Annotated in this window: 17 protein-coding genes; 6 read left to right on the top strand and 11 right to left on the bottom strand. The window is 63.7% G+C overall.

What is annotated here, in order from left to right:
- Positions 1–97: 97 nt before the first annotated feature.
- The 7 genes from AO268_RS01480 to AO268_RS01450 form a co-directional block, all read right to left on the bottom strand.
- Positions 98–1,273 carry an ABC transporter substrate-binding protein gene (locus AO268_RS01480; protein WP_099167693.1) on the bottom strand — a complete coding sequence of 392 codons (1,176 nt, stop codon included), beginning with the start codon at positions 1,271–1,273 and terminating at the stop codon, positions 98–100.
- Positions 1,270–2,250: a CobW family GTP-binding protein gene (locus AO268_RS01475; protein ID WP_076962380.1), complete on the bottom strand. Its 981-nt coding sequence runs from the start codon at positions 2,248–2,250 to the stop codon at positions 1,270–1,272. Before AO268_RS01475 ends, AO268_RS01480 begins: the two co-directional genes overlap by 4 nt.
- A 150-nt stretch (positions 2,251–2,400) precedes the next feature.
- Positions 2,401–2,709 (bottom strand): hypothetical protein, encoded by a 309-nt coding sequence (locus tag AO268_RS01470; protein ID WP_076962379.1) that lies wholly within the window; start codon positions 2,707–2,709, stop codon positions 2,401–2,403.
- A 13-nt stretch (positions 2,710–2,722) separates the two neighbouring features.
- Positions 2,723–3,472, bottom strand: a complete 750-nt coding sequence (locus tag AO268_RS01465; RefSeq protein ID WP_076962378.1) for an SDR family NAD(P)-dependent oxidoreductase — start codon at positions 3,470–3,472, stop codon at positions 2,723–2,725.
- A gap of 152 nt (positions 3,473–3,624) precedes the next feature.
- Positions 3,625–4,386 (bottom strand): SDR family NAD(P)-dependent oxidoreductase, encoded by a 762-nt coding sequence (locus AO268_RS01460; protein WP_099167692.1) that lies wholly within the window; start codon positions 4,384–4,386, stop codon positions 3,625–3,627.
- A 10-nt stretch (positions 4,387–4,396) separates the two neighbouring features.
- On the bottom strand, positions 4,397–5,737 hold the full coding sequence (locus AO268_RS01455) for an MFS transporter (protein WP_099167691.1): 1,341 nt from the start codon (positions 5,735–5,737) through the stop codon (positions 4,397–4,399).
- Between the two features lie 27 nt (positions 5,738–5,764).
- A complete protein-coding gene (locus AO268_RS01450; RefSeq protein WP_099167690.1) occupies positions 5,765–6,643 on the bottom strand; it encodes a polysaccharide deacetylase family protein in 879 nt (292 codons plus the stop codon).
- 407 nt (positions 6,644–7,050) lie between these two features.
- Between AO268_RS01450 and AO268_RS01445 the strand changes: the two genes are divergently transcribed.
- The 6 genes from AO268_RS01445 (at position 7,051) to cmoB (ending at position 13,659) form a co-directional block, all read left to right on the top strand.
- Positions 7,051–8,040 carry a GntR family transcriptional regulator gene (locus AO268_RS01445; protein WP_076962374.1) on the top strand — a complete coding sequence of 330 codons (990 nt, stop codon included), beginning with the start codon at positions 7,051–7,053 and terminating at the stop codon, positions 8,038–8,040.
- A gap of 223 nt (positions 8,041–8,263) precedes the next feature.
- Positions 8,264–10,684 carry an endopeptidase La gene (lon, locus tag AO268_RS01440; protein ID WP_076962373.1) on the top strand — a complete coding sequence of 807 codons (2,421 nt, stop codon included), beginning with the start codon at positions 8,264–8,266 and terminating at the stop codon, positions 10,682–10,684.
- 191 nt (positions 10,685–10,875) lie between these two features.
- Complete coding sequence (locus AO268_RS01435; protein ID WP_076962372.1) at positions 10,876–11,268, top strand: protease inhibitor I42 family protein; 393 nt, start codon at positions 10,876–10,878, stop codon at positions 11,266–11,268.
- Position 11,269: 1 nt separating this feature from the next.
- Positions 11,270–11,926, top strand: a complete 657-nt coding sequence (locus AO268_RS01430; RefSeq protein WP_099167689.1) for a lysoplasmalogenase — start codon at positions 11,270–11,272, stop codon at positions 11,924–11,926.
- Positions 11,927–11,962: 36 nt separating this feature from the next.
- Positions 11,963–12,706 (top strand): carboxy-S-adenosyl-L-methionine synthase CmoA, encoded by a 744-nt coding sequence (cmoA, locus tag AO268_RS01425; protein WP_076962370.1) that lies wholly within the window; start codon positions 11,963–11,965, stop codon positions 12,704–12,706.
- On the top strand, positions 12,703–13,659 hold the full coding sequence (gene cmoB, locus AO268_RS01420; RefSeq protein WP_099167688.1) for a tRNA 5-methoxyuridine(34)/uridine 5-oxyacetic acid(34) synthase CmoB: 957 nt from the start codon (positions 12,703–12,705) through the stop codon (positions 13,657–13,659). Before cmoA ends, cmoB begins: the two co-directional genes overlap by 4 nt.
- 85 nt (positions 13,660–13,744) lie before the next feature.
- Here cmoB and tadA read toward each other — a convergent pair whose 3' ends face one another.
- From tadA to recO, 4 genes are all read right to left on the bottom strand, one after another.
- Complete coding sequence (gene tadA / locus AO268_RS01415) at positions 13,745–14,242, bottom strand: tRNA adenosine(34) deaminase TadA (RefSeq protein ID WP_099167687.1); 498 nt, start codon at positions 14,240–14,242, stop codon at positions 13,745–13,747.
- Positions 14,242–15,624, bottom strand: a complete 1,383-nt coding sequence (locus AO268_RS01410) for a multicopper oxidase family protein (RefSeq protein ID WP_099167686.1) — start codon at positions 15,622–15,624, stop codon at positions 14,242–14,244. Before AO268_RS01410 ends, tadA begins: the two co-directional genes overlap by 1 nt.
- Before the next feature lie 150 nt (positions 15,625–15,774).
- On the bottom strand, positions 15,775–16,518 hold the full coding sequence (gene pdxJ, locus AO268_RS01405; protein WP_076962367.1) for a pyridoxine 5'-phosphate synthase: 744 nt from the start codon (positions 16,516–16,518) through the stop codon (positions 15,775–15,777).
- Positions 16,519–16,569: 51 nt separating this feature from the next.
- Positions 16,570–17,259, bottom strand: a complete 690-nt coding sequence (recO, locus tag AO268_RS01400; protein WP_099167685.1) for a DNA repair protein RecO — start codon at positions 17,257–17,259, stop codon at positions 16,570–16,572.
- Between the last annotated feature and the right edge of the window lie 171 nt (positions 17,260–17,430).

The following is a 17,430-nucleotide window of genomic DNA, read 5'->3' as shown; positions in this document are numbered from 1 at the left end:
AGAACATTTGGAAAACCCAGATTAGCCGTCGCAGGGCAGAAGTAAACCTAATAAATACGGGCGGTGGGCTGACATTATTTTGACGACAAATCACCGGCTACACGGCGCGAGCCCGCATAAAATCGCCCCAGCGGCGCACCAGGTAGTTGTGCTCGTCCATCACCGAGTTCCACACGGCGATATGTCCCATGCGCTGCTCATAGGAGCCGCCATCGCGCACCTCGCCGACCTCGATCAGCGGCAGGCCATCGCTGCCCGGCAGCTCTTCGCGGGCGGGCAGGCCGGCGTACCAGTAGTCCCACTCGGCACGGCTCAGGTGGTCACGGCTGCGTGCCGGGTTGCCGATGTAGTAACCCTGGCGGGCCATCACCGCGCCGGGCCAACCCGACAGCCACCAGTTGAGGTAGGCGTAGGCGGCGTCCAGCACCGGACCTTTAGCGTGACGCGACAGCGACAGGCCGCCGAACCAGGCGCGGTAGCCTTCGCGGGGCACCGCCAGGCGGTATTTGACCCCGGCCCGATGCAGGCGCATCAAGGTCGGCGACCACAGGCTTTGGATATCGATGCTGGGGCTGAGCATCAAGTGCGCCGCTTCTTCATCGTCGGACCAGAACGCGGCGAAATGCCCTTCCTTCTGCTTGCGCACCAGGATCTCAGCCAGCACATCGATCTCTTCGATGCTCATATTGCCGATGTCGTTGAAGTGGGCCAGCCCCGCCCCCTGCACCGCCAACGCGGCATCCAGGGCGCCGATGGCCGCATCGCTTTGCAACGCGGTGCGTGCACGCCAGGCCGGGTCCAGCAGCCAGCCCCAGCTTTCGTTGCGGCGGCAAAAGCCGTCGGGCAAACGCTCGGGGCGGTAGGCAAAGCTGTCGGCGTTGTGGGTCAGGGGCAGCATGCTGATGCGCTCGGTAACGGCGCTGCCGAGGCTGCCGTCGTGCTGCACGAACAGGCGCTCGCTGGGCACGCTGCCGCTGCCCAGGCGGTCATTGGCACTCAGGCGCCCGCGCTTGGGCAGGTCGTTGATCTCGTGCCACAGGGCAATGCGTCGGGTGTCGATGGGCTGGATCGCCCGCGCCGGCCATACAAAATCGACGTTGTGAAACCACTGGTCGTAGAGGTCGTAGCTGTCGGGCTGCATCACCGCAATGCGCTGCGCCTGTGCTACATCGTGCACCTGGTACACCAGGCGGATGCCCAGCTCCTGTTCGGCGCGCACGCGCAACGCTTCGAGCAGGGTCACTGAAGTACCGAGGACACGTAGGGTAATCATGCTGCCAACCGCCGTGAGAACACCTCAAAGGAACGGCGCAACAACGCCGGGTCCAGGCCGCGCAGGATAAACACCAGGCGCGACTGGCGCTCCGTGCCCGGCCATGCAGGCAAATGAACCGGGGCATGCAGGCAATGCTGCACGCCATGAATGACGATGGGGGCCGAGCTTGCGTTCACGTTGAGCAGTCCTTTGACGCGAAGAATGCGTTCGCCATGGCATCTTAACAGCATCGACAACCAGACCCCGAAGCCCACCCAGTCCAGGGGTTGGTCGAAGGTCAGGCAACACACCTGCGCCGCACCGTGGGTAGAGGGCGTGGAAGACGCCTGATGCAGCCGCCAGCGCCCGACTTCCACGGCCGGCGTCGCGCTGCGCAGGCCCTCGCCCAGCAGCAGTTGATCGCCGCTATGCACCTCGCAGGCATTCAGGATCGGCGTGCCGGCGTTCAGCGCGGCCAGGTGCTGGCGCAGGCCATCGCAGTTATCCACCCGATCGATCTTGCTCAGCAGCAGGCGATCGGCCGCCGCCACCTGGGCCAGCCATTCCGGGTGCAGGCGCTCTTGCAGGGCGGCGTGGCTAGCATCGACCAGGGTCACCACCAGGCCGATATGAAAGCGCCCGCGCAGTTGCACGTCGTTGTTCAAGGTGGCTAGGATCGGCGCCGGGTCGGCGAGGCCGGTGGTTTCCAGGATCACCCGTTTGAACGCCGGGATTTCCCCGCGCTCGCGGCGTTGCAGCAGGCCCAGCAGCGCGTCTTTCAACTCGCCGCGAATGGAACAGCAGATACAGCCGCTGGGCAGCAGCACGGTGTCGGGCGCGACGGCTTCGACCAGCAGGTGATCGATGCCGACATCGCCGAACTCATTGATCAGCAGCGCAGTCTCGCCGAGGCTTTCGCCTTGTAGCAGGCGCTTGAGCAAGGTGGTCTTGCCACTGCCGAGGAAGCCGGTGATGACATTCAGTGCGATGCTCATATTTATACCTCCCGCTCCAAATGTGGGAGCGGGCTTGCCCGCGATGGCATCACTACGGTTTGCCTGATACACCGAGGCGCCAGCATCGCGGGCAAGCCCACTCCCACATTTGATCTTCGCTGCTTTGAGTATTCTGAACGGCACCCAGATTTAAAGGCGTTGCGGGGTAGCTTCCAGGTGATCGAGCAGTTTGGGATCGAGGGGGTCCAGCGGGCGGCCGAGCATGCCTTCTGCCGCGCGCCACAACGCGTCCAGACCACTGGCCAATTCCTGCTTGCCGGTGGCGCCAAGCAGCAGGTAGGACGCGCCCTGGAAGTCTTCGACCTTGAGCCGGAACACCGCCAGCACCTGGTTGATCGCGGCAATCCGGCGCAGGCGTTCGCGGCGCCGGGGCAGTTCGTCGCCCAAAGGATCGCTCCAGTGCAGGTCTTCGCCCAGCAGTCCGCAGAGTCCGCACATGGTCAGGCCCCGGTCATGGCATGACATCGCCAGCGTTCGGCCCCAGCGTCTGGCCGACAAACAGGTTGCCGCCCGGTTCGCTGGCCAGCAGCACCGCCGTGGGCGCCACTTCAGCGGCCAGGCCGAACCGCCCCAGGGGCAGCTCGGCGGCCTTGGCGCGCTTCCAGGTGTCGCTGATGCCGCTCACCAGGGGCGTCTCGATGGGGCCGGGGGCGATGGCGTTGACCAGCACATTGTCCTTGGCCACTTCCAGGGCCAGGGACTTGGTAAAACCCATCACCCCGGCCTTGGCCGCCGCGTAATGGGTGAGTTCGGCGCCGCCCTTGATCCCCAGTTGCGAGGCGATATTGATAATCCGCCCCCAGCGCTGGGCGAGCATATGGGGCAAGGCGCGCTGGCTGGCGATAAACACACTGGTCAGATCCACGCGCAGCATGTCGTTCCACTGCTCGATGGACAGGTCGACACAGCGCGCCTGGGTCAGCATGCCGGCGTTGTTGACCAGGATATCGATGCCGCCCCAATGCGCGACGCAGGCATCGACACTGGCCTGGGCACCGTCGACGCTGCCGACATCGGCCAGGCATTCAAATACCTCGGCGCCGAGGTTGCGGCAGGTGATGGCGGTTTCGGCCAGGCTCGCGGCATCGCGGTCGGCCAGCAGCAGGCGGGCGCCTTCGACGGCATAGGCGCGGGCGATGGCAGCGCCTATGCCGCTGCCGGCGCCGGTGATCACGGCGCGGCGGTTGCTGAGTTGCGGCATGCGGATTCTCCTGTTGCTGAGACGGGTGAGCTTCCCTGTGGGAGCGGGCTTGCCCGCGATAGCGGCGTGTCAGCCAGCAAATCTGTCACTGACATACCGCTATCGCGGGCAAGCCCGCTCCCACATTTGGACTGCTTAGGGTTCAAGGGGGGTCAGTCGGGCCAGCGCACGGTCAGGCCACCATCAATCACGATGCTCTGCCCGGTCAGGTAGCTGGACGCCTCACTGGTCAAGAACTGCACCAGCGACGCCACTTCATCCGCCCGCCCGACCCGGCCCAACGGGATCGCCCGTGCGGCTTTTGCCAGGCCTTCGGGGCCGAGGGAGTTCTTGGCGTCCAGCGACTGCGGTGTCTCGATCAACCCCGGGATCACCGCGTTGCAACGGATCCCCAACGGCGCCAGTTCCACCGCCAGCGAGCGGCACAAACCCGGTACGCCAGCCTTGGCCGCGGCGTAATGGGCGTGCTCCTGCCACCCGTACACGCCACCGGCAATCGACGAGATCGCCACCAGCGCCCCGCCCTCTTTCATCTGCCCGGTTGCCGCGCGGAAGGTGCGCATCACCCCGGTCAGGTCGACGTTGAGCATCTCGTCCCACAGCGCGTCGGTCATCTCCAGCAAGGGCGCGCGGCGCAACAGGCCGGCGTTGGCCACGGCGTAGTCGAGGCGGCCAAAATGCTGGGTGGCCTGCGCCGCCAGGTTATCCACCGAGGCGCTATCCCCCACGTCCAGCGGCAACATCAGGCATTCGCCAGCGGCCGCTTGCACCAGGCCCACGGTGGCTTGCGGGTCATGGGGATCGGCCGGATAGTACCCGCCCACCACCGCCACGCCGGCGCGGGCATAGACCACGGCGAGGGCTTGGCCGATGCCGCTGGCGGCACCGGTAATCAAGGCGACTTTACGGTTCATCAAACACTCCTTACTGGACGGTTTCCGGGCGCACATGGCGGGCGGCAAACATCAGCGCGCCAGAGAGCAAGCACGGCAGCGCGCCGAAATACAGGGCGGCGGTCTGCCAATCGCTGCCTGAGGACAGCACCTGGGTCGCGCCAAAGCCGGCGACTACCGCGCCCAGCGGGCCCATGGCATGGATGATCGCGCCGCCGGTGGCGCGGATGCTGGTGGGGAAACTTTCACTGATAAAAAACAGCGCCGCCGAGTACGGGCCGATCAAAAAGAACAGGCCCAGGCTGTACAGCCCGACCACCATGGGCATCGTGCTCGGGCCGTAGAGCATGCCGGCAAACGCCAGGCCGCCGAGCATCCAGCCCAGGCCGATGACATTGCGCCGGCCGATCTTGTCGCCCATCCAGCCGTGGCACAGGTAGCCGCAGTAGCCCACCAGGTTGGACAGCACCAGGATGATCAGCGAGTTCTCGAACGAGATCTGGTGCACGCTGATGATCACCGAGGTGCCCAGCACGCTGAACACCTGGATCGCCGCCCAGTTGAGCAGGATCGCCGCGCCGATCACCAGGGTCGCCCGGCGTGCCGGACCACGGAAGGCCGCCTTGAGGCCGGCCTTGCTGTGTTCGTCGTAGTCCACGCCGTAGGTCAGCGCGACGTTCTGCGCCTCGCTCACCGCGCCGCGCTTGCGCAATTGGGTGATGCGCTGGTGGATCTGGAACTGCGGGCTCTCCTTGAGCTTGCGCGCCATGACCGCAATGACGATGGCCGGGATTGCAGCGAAGATAAAGCAGCCCTGCCAGCCGATGATCGGCAACAGCAGCGCCGTCAGGCCCGCCGCGATCAGCGCGCCGACCGGCCAGCCGCCCTGTACCAGGCTGTAGATAAAGCCGCGACGCTTGGCCAGTTTCGGGTCGTCGGAGGCCGCATACAGCTCGCTCAGGTAGGTGGCGTTGACCGTTTCCTCGGCATAGCCCAGGCCACCCAGGGAGCGGATCAGAATCAGTGGCGACTTGCCCCACGCGCCGCCGATGGCAGTCAGCGCCGAGCACACGGCAGAGCCGGCGACGGTGAAGATAATCCCGGTGCGCCGCCCCAGCCTGTCCACCAGCGGGCCGATGGCCAGGGCGACGACCGCCGTCCCCACCGCGACCCAGGTCGCGATCTCGGCTTGCTCCACTTCACCCCAGCCAAAGTGCCGGCCGATTTCCGGCAACAGCGTGCCGAACAGGATGAAGTCATACACCGCGAACACCCAGGCAAAAAATGCAATCCAGGTGGCAAAGCGTACCTCCTTGGCCGTCAGTTGCCGGGGTTTCCAGCCAGTCAGGTCGAGCTTGTTGTAGATAGACATGGATCGCGCCTCGATGGGGGCAAAGGGTCAGGTACGGGGTTGGCGGCGGATAAAGTCGTCGGCGATTTCGTCGAAGGTGACAAAGCGCACGCCGGCATGGCCCTGGATGTGTTCGATCAAGCGTTCCAGCATCAACAGCACTTGCGGACGGCCCGACACATCGGGGTGGATAGTCATGGTGAACACGGCGTGTTCGTGTTCGCGGTAGACCCAGTCGAACTGGTCGCGCCACATTTCTTCAAGGTGCCGCGGGTTGACGAAGCCGTGGCTGTTGGGCGCCTTCTTGATAAACATCATGGGCGGCAGGTCGTCGAGGTACCAGTTGGCAGGGATCTCCACCAGGTCGGTTTCTGCGCCGCGCACCAGGGGTTTCATCCAGGTGTCGGGGTGCTGGCTGTAGTCGATCTTGGTCCAGCTGTCGCCCTTGCGTACGTAATAGGGGTGGAAGTCGTTGTGCATCAGGCTGTGGTCATACTTGATGCCCTTTTTCAGCAGCAGCTCGTTGGTCACCTTGCTAAATTCCCACCAGGGCGCGACGTAGCCGGTGGGGCGCTTGCCAGTGACCTGGGTGATCAGTTCGATGGACTTGTCGAGGACGATTTCTTCCTGCTCGGCCGTCATCGCGATGGGGTTTTCATGGCTGTAGCCATGCACGCCGATTTCGTGGCCGGCATCGGCCACAGCCTTCATCTGCTCGGGGAAGGTTTCCATCGAATGCCCGGGGATAAACCAGGTGGTGCGCAGGCCGTAGCGCTCGAACAACTTGAGCAGGCGTGGCGCGCCGATTTCACCGGCGAACAGGCCACGGGAAATGTCATCGGGTGAGTCTTCACCACCGTAGGAACCGAGCCAGCCGGCGACGGCGTCAACGTCGACGCCAAATGCACAGAGAATGTCTTTAGCCATGGTGTGTCTCCTTGAAGCGTGAGTGCTCGTCGCGGCCGCTGGCAAAATCCCCGGCCATTGCAGGGGCCTTTGACATCCAGCTCACCTAAAACGTACATATTAATAAAATGTACATTTTATAAAGGCAGGTTTCGTGCCAGCCGTTCAGCACACGGCAGCCTGGGCTCTGGCGATATCGCCAAAACCTACGGGCTAGGGGGTGTCGAGTCCGGGAAAAAATCGTGCAAGGCTTCAGGGATGGGTCTTCAATGAAATAATGTATCTTTTATAAAGAAATACATTTTAGTGCAGAAAAGTAACAGCCCTAGATTCCAGGCCCCAAAAAAGCGCCGCCGATGTGGCGCAGAGTGACAGGCGCATCTATGAGAGAATCCCCGGCCACCGTCCTACATGCCCCAGAGAAAGCAATGAAAGCAGTGTCCGCCTCGGCCTCCCGTTACGCGATGATTCACCAGTTGTTGCGGGATGCGATCGTCAGCGGCACCGCGCGCCACGGGTTGGTCCTGCTGGAGGCGCCGCTGGCCGAACTGTTCGGCACCAGCCGCGTGCCGGTGCGCAAGGCCCTGGACCTGCTGCATACAGAAGGCCTGATCTGCCGTTTCGATGGCCGGGGCTACCTGATCAACCCCGAAGGCCTGGCGCTGGAGCCGCTGCGCCTGCCCCTGAGCCCTGCACACCTGGGCCTGAACGGCGACGATGAGCTGGTAGACACCCGGCCCCTGGGCGAGCGGATCGTCGAGGAAATCGGCGCGGCGCTGTCCACTTGTGTCGCCTTCGGCCACTACCGCCTCGATGAACAGGCCGCCGCCGATCACTATGGCGTCAGCCGCGCGGTGGTGCGTGAAGCCTTGATGCGCCTGCGCGACCGTGGCCTGGTGGAAAAGGAGCCGTACTCGCAATGGCTGGCCGGGCCGCTGACCGCCCGGGAAGTCACCGAAGACTACGAACTGCGCGCCTGCCTGGAGCCCGAAGCCCTGCGCCAGAGCGCCCCAGGCCTGGCGCGCGAGGTGCTCGAAGCCATGTTGCAACGGGTGATCGACGCGCAAGACCGCGCCCATTGCAGCCTGGAAGATATCGAACAGCTGGAAGCCGACCTGCACCAGCACTGCCTGGCAGGCCTGCAGAACCGCAAGATCGCCGCCCTGATCCGCCAAGGCCAGAGCCCGATGATCATCAGCCGGATTTTCTATCGCCTGCTGGGCATCGGCGCCGATCCTGCGATGCTCGCCGAACACCGGTTGATCCTGGAATTGCTGCTGCATGGGGCGTTCGATGCGGCGGCGCTGAACCTACGCGAGCATTTGCAGCGGGCACGGCAACGCATGTTGCAGCGCTTGAAGGTGTTGTCGGTCTTACCGGAGCAGCCGTTGCCGGGCTACCTCAAGAAGCTCAGCTGACCTGCTCGTTCCCACGCTCCGCGTGGGAATGCCGCCTTGGACGCTCTGCGTCCGCTCTTGGGACGCGGAGCGTCCTGGGGATGCATTCCCACGCAGAGCGTGGGAACGAGCAGGCGAGCAGCTGGGGTTAATATCATGCAATTTGTTGCTAAGCACCCCGCGCCATTGAAACCACCGCCGACCCGCCCCATCTAACCTCCATACTTCCCTATGCAGGTGCCCCATGAGCGACCAGCAAGAATTCCCCGATATCGACCTCAACGACTACGCCGACCCCGAAAACGCCCAAACCCCGTCGTCCAACACCGGCCTGGCCCTGCCTGGGCAAAACCTGCCGGACAAGGTCTATATCATCCCGATCCACAACCGCCCGTTCTTCCCGGCGCAAGTGTTGCCGGTGATCGTCAATGAAGAGCCCTGGGCCGAGACCCTGGAGCTGGTGAGCAAATCCGACCATCACTCCCTGGCGCTGTTCTTCATGGACACCCCACCCGAAGACCCGCGGCATTTCGATACCTCCGCCCTGCCGCTGTACGGCACCCTGGTCAAGGTGCATCACGCCAGCCGCGAAAACGGCAAGCTGCAATTCGTCGCCCAGGGCCTGACCCGCGTGCGCATCAAGACCTGGCTCAAGCACCATCGCCCACCGTACCTGGTGGAAGTCGAATACCCGCACCAGCCCAGCGAGCCGACCGACGAGGTCAAGGCCTACGGCATGGCGCTGATCAATGCGATCAAGGAGCTGCTGCCGCTCAACCCGCTGTACAGCGAAGAGTTGAAGAACTACCTCAACCGCTTCAGCCCCAACGACCCGTCGCCCCTGACCGACTTCGCCGCCGCGCTGACCTCGGCCACCGGTAACGAGTTGCAGGAAGTGCTGGACTGCGTGCCGATGCTCAAGCGCATGGAAAAAGTGTTGCCGATGCTGCGCAAAGAGGTGGAAGTTGCGCGCCTGCAAAAGGAAATCTCCGCCGAGGTGAACCGCAAGATCGGTGAGCACCAACGCGAATTCTTCCTCAAGGAACAGCTCAAGGTGATCCAGCAGGAGCTGGGGCTGACCAAGGACGACCGCAGCGCCGACGTCGAGCAGTTCGAGCAACGCCTGGAAGGCAAGGTGCTGCCGGCCCAGGCGCGCAAGCGCATCGATGAAGAACTCAACAAGCTGTCGATCCTGGAAACCGGCTCGCCGGAATACGCGGTGACACGCAACTACCTGGACTGGGCCACCTCGGTGCCGTGGGGCGTGTATGGCGAGGACAAGCTCGACCTCAAGCACGCGCGCAAAGTCCTGGATAAACACCATGCGGGGCTGGACGACATCAAGAGTCGCATCCTCGAATTCCTCGCCGTGGGCGCCTATAAAGGCGAAGTCGCCGGTTCCATCGTGCTGCTGGTGGGCCCGCCGGGCGTGGGCAAGACCAGTGTCGGCAAATCGATTGCCGAGTCCCTGGGCCGGCCGTTCTACCGCTTCAGCGTCGGCGGCATGCGCGACGAGGCCGAGATCAAGGGCCATCGCCGTACCTACATCGGCGCCCTGCCGGGCAAGCTGGTGCAGGCACTCAAAGATGTGGAAGTGATGAACCCGGTGATCATGCTCGACGAGATCGACAAGATGGGCCAGAGCTTCCAGGGCGACCCGGCGTCGGCCCTGCTGGAAACCCTCGACCCGGAACAGAACGTCGAATTCCTCGACCACTACCTGGACCTGCGCCTGGACCTGTCCAAAGTGCTGTTCGTGTGCACCGCCAACACCCTGGACTCGATCCCCGGCCCGTTGCTGGACCGCATGGAAGTGATTCGCCTGTCGGGCTATATCACCGAAGAAAAAGTCGCCATCGCCAAGCGCCACCTGTGGCCCAAGCAGTTGGAAAAAGCCGGCGTGGCAAAAACCAGCCTGAGCATCACCGACGGCGCCCTGCGCGCCCTGATCGACGGCTATGCCCGCGAAGCCGGGGTGCGCCAGCTGGAGAAGCAACTGGGCAAGCTGGTGCGCAAGGCGGTGGTCAAGTTGCTGGACGAGCCGGACTCGGTGATCAAGATCGGCAACAAGGACCTGGAAAGCTCCCTGGGCATGCCGGTGTTCCGCAACGAGCAAGTGCTGTCGGGCACCGGGGTGATTACCGGCCTGGCCTGGACCAGCATGGGCGGCGCGACCTTGCCGATCGAGGCGACGCGCATCCACACGCTCAATCGCGGCTTCAAGCTCACCGGGCAGTTGGGTGACGTGATGAAGGAATCCGCCGAAATCGCCTACAGCTACATCAGCTCCAACCTGAAGTCGTTTGGCGGTGACCCGAAGTTCTTCGATGAAGCCTTCGTGCACCTGCATGTGCCGGAAGGCGCTACGCCCAAAGACGGCCCGAGTGCCGGGGTGACCATGGCCAGTGCGTTGCTGTCGCTGGCGCGCAACCAGCCGCCGAAAAAAGGCGTGGCCATGACCGGCGAACTGACCCTGACCGGGCATGTACTGCCGATTGGCGGCGTGCGCGAGAAGGTGATTGCGGCGCGGCGCCAGAAGATCCATGAACTGATCCTGCCCGAGCCCAACCGGGGCAGCTTTGAAGAGTTGCCGGAATACCTCAAGGACGGCATGACAGTGCACTTTGCCAAGCGGTTTGCGGATGTGGCCAAGGTGTTGTTCTGATAGATCTGTAGCGTCGGCACTGGCCTCATCGCGGGCAAGCCCGCTCCCACATTTTGATGTGTGAACACATTCAAGTGTGGGAGCGGGCTTGCCCGCGATGAGGCCGGCACAGCCAACATAAATACCACCCTGTAACACCTTGTCTCATCTTCGGTTATGCTCGCCCTTCGTCGCCAATAAACGGAGCCTTCATGACCGCTGCCCGCCTGCTTCTTGCCCTAAGCCTCGCCCTGCTCGCGGCTTGCGCCAGTGCACCGAAGCAAAACGTCACCGTGGAAAAACAAAGCGCCTGCCCGCTCAAGCTCAAGGCCGGGCAAAACCTGACCCTGACCTTGCCGAGCAACCCCACCACCGGTTATCGCTGGGCGATCCAGGATTCGGCCGGCGGCGTGCTGCGCAGCCTCGGCCCCGAGGTCTACAGCAACCCCGAGGACGCCGGCGTGGTCGGTGCTGCCGGGCAATCCACCTGGCGCTTCCAGGCCTTTACCGCCGGTAGCGGCCGCCTGCGCCTGACCTCCCAACAACCCTGGGCCCCGGAAGTGAATCCGGTGGACACCTTTGACTGCGCCATTACGGTGAACTGATATGCCATGGATGATTCTTGCGTTGATGGGTGCGGCTACCTTTATCTACGGTCTGAGCACGCACGCCACCTTGCTGTGCCTGTTGGTCAAGCCGCTGCCGGTCTTGGCGCTGTTGGGTTGGCTGCATGATGCGCCGCCCAGCGACTATCGACGCTGGATCAGCCTGGGGCTGATTTTCTCCCTGGTGGGCGATGTGTTGCTGGCCTGGCCCGGCGACCTGTTTATCTTTGGCCTGGGCGCGTTTTTGTTCGCGCACCTGGCGTACCTCAAGGCCTACTTCAGCGACTGCCGCCGTGCAGCGCTGCCTGCCTTGATACTGGCGCTGGTGGTTGGCGCAATCTTGCTGAGCATCCTGATTTCCCACGGTCTGGGCGACTTGCTGATTCCGGTGGTGGTGTATGCGCTGGTGATCAGCGCCATGCTCTGGCGTGCGTTGGCCCGATTGGGCAGCGATGTGCCCAAGCGCTCGGCACAACTGGCGGCGGCCGGGGCGGCGTCGTTTGTGTTTTCCGACACGCTGATCGGCATCAACCGCTTTGTGGTGACCTTCGATGCCGCGCCGTATCTGTTGATCATTACCTATTGGTTGGGGCAATGGGGCATCACCGCATCGGCTTTCCATCAGACAACCCGCGCATCGCCTCGCCAACCTGGCTAAAATGCCGGCCTTTTCCACTTCGTCGCCGGAACAGCCGTGAGCAAAGAACCCGATCGCCTATTCGCCCAGCCCTTGCCCCAGGTGCCGGACTTCGCCTTTAACGAGGACGTGGTACGGGTGTTCCCGGACATGATCAAGCGTTCGGTGCCCGGTTACCCGACCATTGTCGAGAACCTCGGCGTGCTGGCGGCGCAGTTCGCCCAGCCGGGCAGCGTGCTGTATGACCTGGGTTCGTCCCTGGGCGCGGTGACCCAGGCCCTGCGGCGCCATGTGCGCACCGACGGCTGCCGGGTGATCGCGGTGGATAACTCGGCGGCGATGGTCGAGCGCTGCCGCGAATACCTCAACGGCCAGGACTCGATGTTCCAGGAGCTGTTGCCGGTGCAGGTGATCGAAGGCGATATCCTCGCCCTGCAGTTTCAGCCGGCCTCGGTGGTGGCGCTGAACTTCACCCTGCAATTCATTGCCCCCGAGGAGCGCCTGGCGCTGCTTGGGCGGATTCGCCAGGCGCTGCTGCCCGGTGGCGCGCTGATTCTCTCGGAAAAACTGCGCTTCAATGATGCCGAGGAACACGCGCTGCTCACCGACCTGCATGTGGCGTTCAAGCGCGCCAACGGCTACAGCGAACTGGAAATCGCCCAGAAGCGTAGCGCCATCGAAAACGTCATGAAGCCCGACAGCCTCGAAGAACACCGCGAACGCCTGCTGGCGGCCGGGTTCTCGAAAGTCGTGCCGTGGTTCCAGTGTCTTAACTTTGCCTCGTTGATTGCCTTGCCATGATTGATCTGTCTCCCCTCGCCCGCCATCTGGTCGGCACTCCCCTGGCCGTATGGGCCCAGGGCCTGCAAGCACAACTCGATGCAAAAATGGAAAAGGGCCATGGCGACCTGGCGCGCTGGCAAAGTGCGCTGGACGCATTGCCCAAGATTCTGCCTAGCGAAGTCGACCTGCTGAACGGCCTGACCCTCGACACCGCTTGCGATGACGCCACCCGTGAGCAGATGCATGCCGCGCTGATGGGCCTGAGCCCGTGGCGCAAAGGCCCGTTCAACCTGTTCGGGGTGCATGTGGACACCGAATGGCGCTCGGACTGGAAATGGTCGCGGGTCGCGCCGCACCTGAACCTTGCAGGCAAGCGCATCCTCGATGTGGGCTGTGGCAACGGCTATTACATGTGGCGCATGCTCGGCGCCGGGGCCGACAGCGTGATTGGCGTCGACCCCAACTGGCTGTTCTTTTGCCAGTTCCAGGCGGTGCAGCGCTACCTGTCGGCCCCTAACGCCTGGCACCTGCCGTTCCCCTTCGAGGACCTGCCGCCGAACATGGAAGGTTTCGACACGGTGTTCTCCATGGGCGTGTTCTACCACCGCCGCTCGCCCATCGAGCATTTGCTGGCGCTCAAGGACTGCCTGGTCAAGGGCGGCGAACTGGTGCTGGAAACATTGGTGATCGAGGGTGATCAACAACAGGTACTGGTGCCAGAAGACCGTTACGCACAGATGCGTAATGTGTGGTTCCTGCCTTCGGTGCCGGCGCTGATGCTATGGCTGCGGCGTGCCGGGTTCAGTGAGGTGCGTTGCGTGGATGTGAGCGTGACCACGGTCGAGGAACAGCGTGGCACCGAGTGGATGAAGTATCAGTCCTTGAGTGACTTCCTCGATCCTGAGGACCACAGCAAGACGATTGAAGGGCTGCCGGCGCCGATGCGGGCGGTGATCATCGCCAAGAAGTAACTCCCAATCTCCCTGAGAAAATGCAGATCAAAAATGTGGGAGCAGGCAAGCCAGCTCCCACATTGATTGGGTTTTCACCTTGAGATCAGGTGCTGGGCTTGGCCCTTCTGGCCTTGAAGAACTCACTCAACACCGCCCCGCACTCTTCAGCCAACACCCCACCTTCAAACAACACCCGGTGATTGAGAAAGCCCTGGGTAAAGAACTGCCCCTGGCTCTGCACAATCCCAGCCTTGGGCTCCAGCGCGCCGTACACCACCCGGGCGATGCGCGAGTGGACGATCAGCCCGGCGCACATGCTGCACGGTTCCAGGGTCACATACAGGGTGCTGCCCGGCAGGCGGTAGTTGCTGACGGCCTGGGCCGCCGCGCGGATGGCGACCATCTCGGCATGGGCGCTCGGGTCGCTGCCGCTGATCGGGCAATTGAAGCCGCGGCCGATGATTGCGCCGTCCTGCACCAGCACCGCGCCCACCGGTACTTCGCCGAGGGCCGCGCCCTGGGCGGCGAGGGCCAGGGCTTGGCGCATAAAGTCCTGGTCGCGGCTGCGGTCGATGATGGCCGTGGGGCGAACCTGGCGCATCACGCCACCTCGATGGCGGCCATCAGGCCGGTTTCCATATGGTCGATCACATGGCAATGGAACATCCACACCCCGGGGTTATCCGCCACCAACGCCACGCGGGCGCGCTCGTTCTTGCCCAGCAGGTAGGTGTCGGTGAAGTACGGCGTGACCTTGTGGCGGTTTGACGCGATGACCTTGAAGCTCATGCCATGCAAGTGGATCGGGTGCTGGTACTGGGTCATGTTCTTCAATTCAAAAATATAGCTCTTGCCCAATTGCAGCTTGGCAATCGGGCGGTCGGCGCAGGTCTTGTCGGTGATGTCCCAGGCCTGGCCGTTGATCTGCCACAGGCTCGGCGGTTTACCGTTCTCGACATTGACCGAGACCTGGCCGACCCATTCAAAATTGAAGTTGAGTTTCTCGGCATTGGCCAGGTCCGGCTCGGCAATCGGGTTGGCCGGCAACGCAGGTGGCCACTCGCCGGGCGCCTCGGTGTTGGCCACCGAGCGGAAGGTGCCCAGGCGTACCGGGCCATTGCGGATCGACAGTTCTTCGCCGGCCGGCGGGGCCTTGATCGCCAGGCAGATGCGCATGCCCGGGCCCAGCCAGTATTCCTTGCCCAGGGGCCGGGGCTCGATGGGGTTGCCATCCAGGGCGTAGATCTGCGCCTCGGCGTTGGGGATATTCAGGCGATAGGTCAGGGTGTTGTCGAGGTTGAGCAGGCGCACCCGGGTGATTTGCCCGGCCGGCAGGTCAATGACCGCCTGCGGCACACCGTTGATGGTCGACAGGCGCCCGGCCGTACCGCCACGGGCGGCTTCGCGGGGGATGCTGAATTCGACAAATTCGCCCTGTTCGTCGATATGCCAGTTTTTCAGGCTCAGGGTGCGCTCATGCTGGAAGCCGGTGGGCTCGCGCTCTTCGACAATCAACGGCCCGACCAGGCCACGGCCCAGCTCTTCGCTGCTGCTGACATGGGGGTGATACCAGTAGCTGCCGGCATCCGGCACGCGGAACTGGTAGTCGAAATACTCGCCGGGCAATACCGGCAGTTGCGAGACATAGGGCACGCCGTCCATTTCCAGGGGCAGGCGGATACCGTGCCAGTGGATGGTGGTGGCAACCGGCAGGTGGTTGATAAAGCGCACCCGCAGCCATTCACCCTGGCGTACGCGCAACTCGGTGCCCGGCGCCGAGGGACCGAACGCCCAGGCCTGGGTGGTGTGCCCCGGCACCAGTTCCACGTCCAGGGGCGCGGCGATCAGCTCGTAATCACGCCCGGCGCTGGCGTCCGCGACTTTCCCCAGCCAATAGCGATAGGCGCCACCGGCACCGACGCCCACCACTGCCAGGCCGGCGAGGCCACCAAGGATTTGTCGACGGGAAAAGGATCGGGACACAACAACCTCACGGATCTGCGCGGGCGCAAGGCCTGCAAAGGGCAAATACGATACACCCCTGCCGGCTAAACAGTAAGGCTTCGCATTGCCGCATGTGGGAGCAAGCCCGCTCCCACACAAGCGCGCCCCACCCTGGATTTTCAGCGTTGGTCAGTGTTTGGCGGCAGCCAGGATCAGCGCTTTCATCTCGGCGACCGCGCCCTTGAAACCGACGAACAGCGCGTGCGCCACCAGCGCATGGCCGATGTTCAGTTCGTTGATGCCCTTGATCGCCGCCACGGCTTCGACGTTGTGGTAATGCAGGCCATGGCCGGCGTTGACGATCAGGCCCTCGCGCAGGCCGCAGGCCACGCCGTCGATGATGCGCTGCAGTTCGTCAGCGACTTCGCTCGGGGTGGTGGCATCGGCGTAGCGACCGGTGTGCAACTCGATGGCCGGTGCGCCCACGCGGTGCGAGGCTTCGATCTGCCGTTCGTCGGCGTCGATAAACAGCGAGACTTCACTGCCGATCTGCGACAGACGCTCGACTGCAGCCTTGATCCGCGCTTCCTGGCCGGCCACATCCAGGCCGCCTTCGGTGGTCAGTTCCTGGCGGGTTTCCGGGACCAGGCAGATATGCGCCGGACGGATGCGCTCGGCGAAGGCCATCATTTCTTCGGTGATGCCCATCTCGAAATTCATGCGGGTTTGCAGCACGTCCTTGAGCACCAGCACGTCACGCTCCTGGATGTGCCGGCGGTCTTCGCGCAGGTGCACGGTGATCCCGTCGGCGCCTGCTTCTTCAGCATCCAGCGCGGCCTTGACCGGATCAGGGTAGCGGGTGCCCCGGGCCTGGCGCAGGGTGGCAACGTGGTCGATATTGACGCCAAGAAGAATGCGATTGCTGGTGGTCACGGAAGCGCTCCTGAAAAGGGAAAGAATCGGCGTACAGCATACACGGGGATGTCAGGGCTTCCGAAACAACTCGCGACTGACCAGGGGCCGACCGCCCAGATGCACAGCCAGGGCCTGGCGCATCAGGCGCTTGGCCGCAGACAAGGCACCGGGCGCGCTCCACTCGGCCTCGGCCATGGCCAGCAACTCGGTGCCCTGGAACAGGCCGGGTTGCAGCAGGTAGACACGCTCCAGCCCGGCGTCCACTTGCAGGCGGTACATGCCGTCGCTGGCGATGGGCTCGCCGTGCAGGTCGTTGTGCAGGTCGAAGCCGTAGCCCAGGTCGTCGAGCAGGCGCCACTCGAAAGCGCGCAGCAGCGGCTCCAGGGGACGGCCTTCAGCCAGGGCCAGCAGGGTCGCGGCATAGTGATCGAACACTGCGGGGTGCGGGTCTTCGGCGGGCAGCAGGCGGATCAGCAGCTCATTGAGGTACAGGCCGCTGAACAGCGCCTCGCCATTGAGCCAGGCCGAGGTGCCGATGCTTTCCAGGCGGCCGACGTTTTTCAGCTCGCCCTTGCCACGAAACTCCACGTCCAGGGCCACAAATGGCCGCGCCAGCGTCCCCGCCTTGCCCCGCGCGCTGCGCAATACCGCACGCAGCCGACCCTGGGGCGTGAGGAAGTCCACCAGGGCGCTGGTCTCGCGGTAGGCGCGGCTGTGCAGGACGTAGGCGGGTTGGCTGGGGGGTGGGGATTGGGACATGAATGTCTCTTCGCGGAACTTAAGAACAGCGATAAACCAATGTGGGAGCTGGCTTGTGTGGGAGCTGGCTTGCCTGCGATGCAGACGCCTCGATGTATCAAGTAGACCGAGGCGATGCTATCGCAGGCAAGCCAGCTCCCACATAAGCCAGCTCCCACACAAGCCGGTTCC

This window comes from Pseudomonas sp. ICMP 8385 (genome assembly GCF_002699915.1).
In the GTDB taxonomy this organism is placed as follows: domain Bacteria; phylum Pseudomonadota; class Gammaproteobacteria; order Pseudomonadales; family Pseudomonadaceae; genus Aquipseudomonas; species Aquipseudomonas gessardii.
Note: the sequence above shows the minus strand (reverse complement) of the source record. Positions and strands in the feature narration are given on the sequence as shown.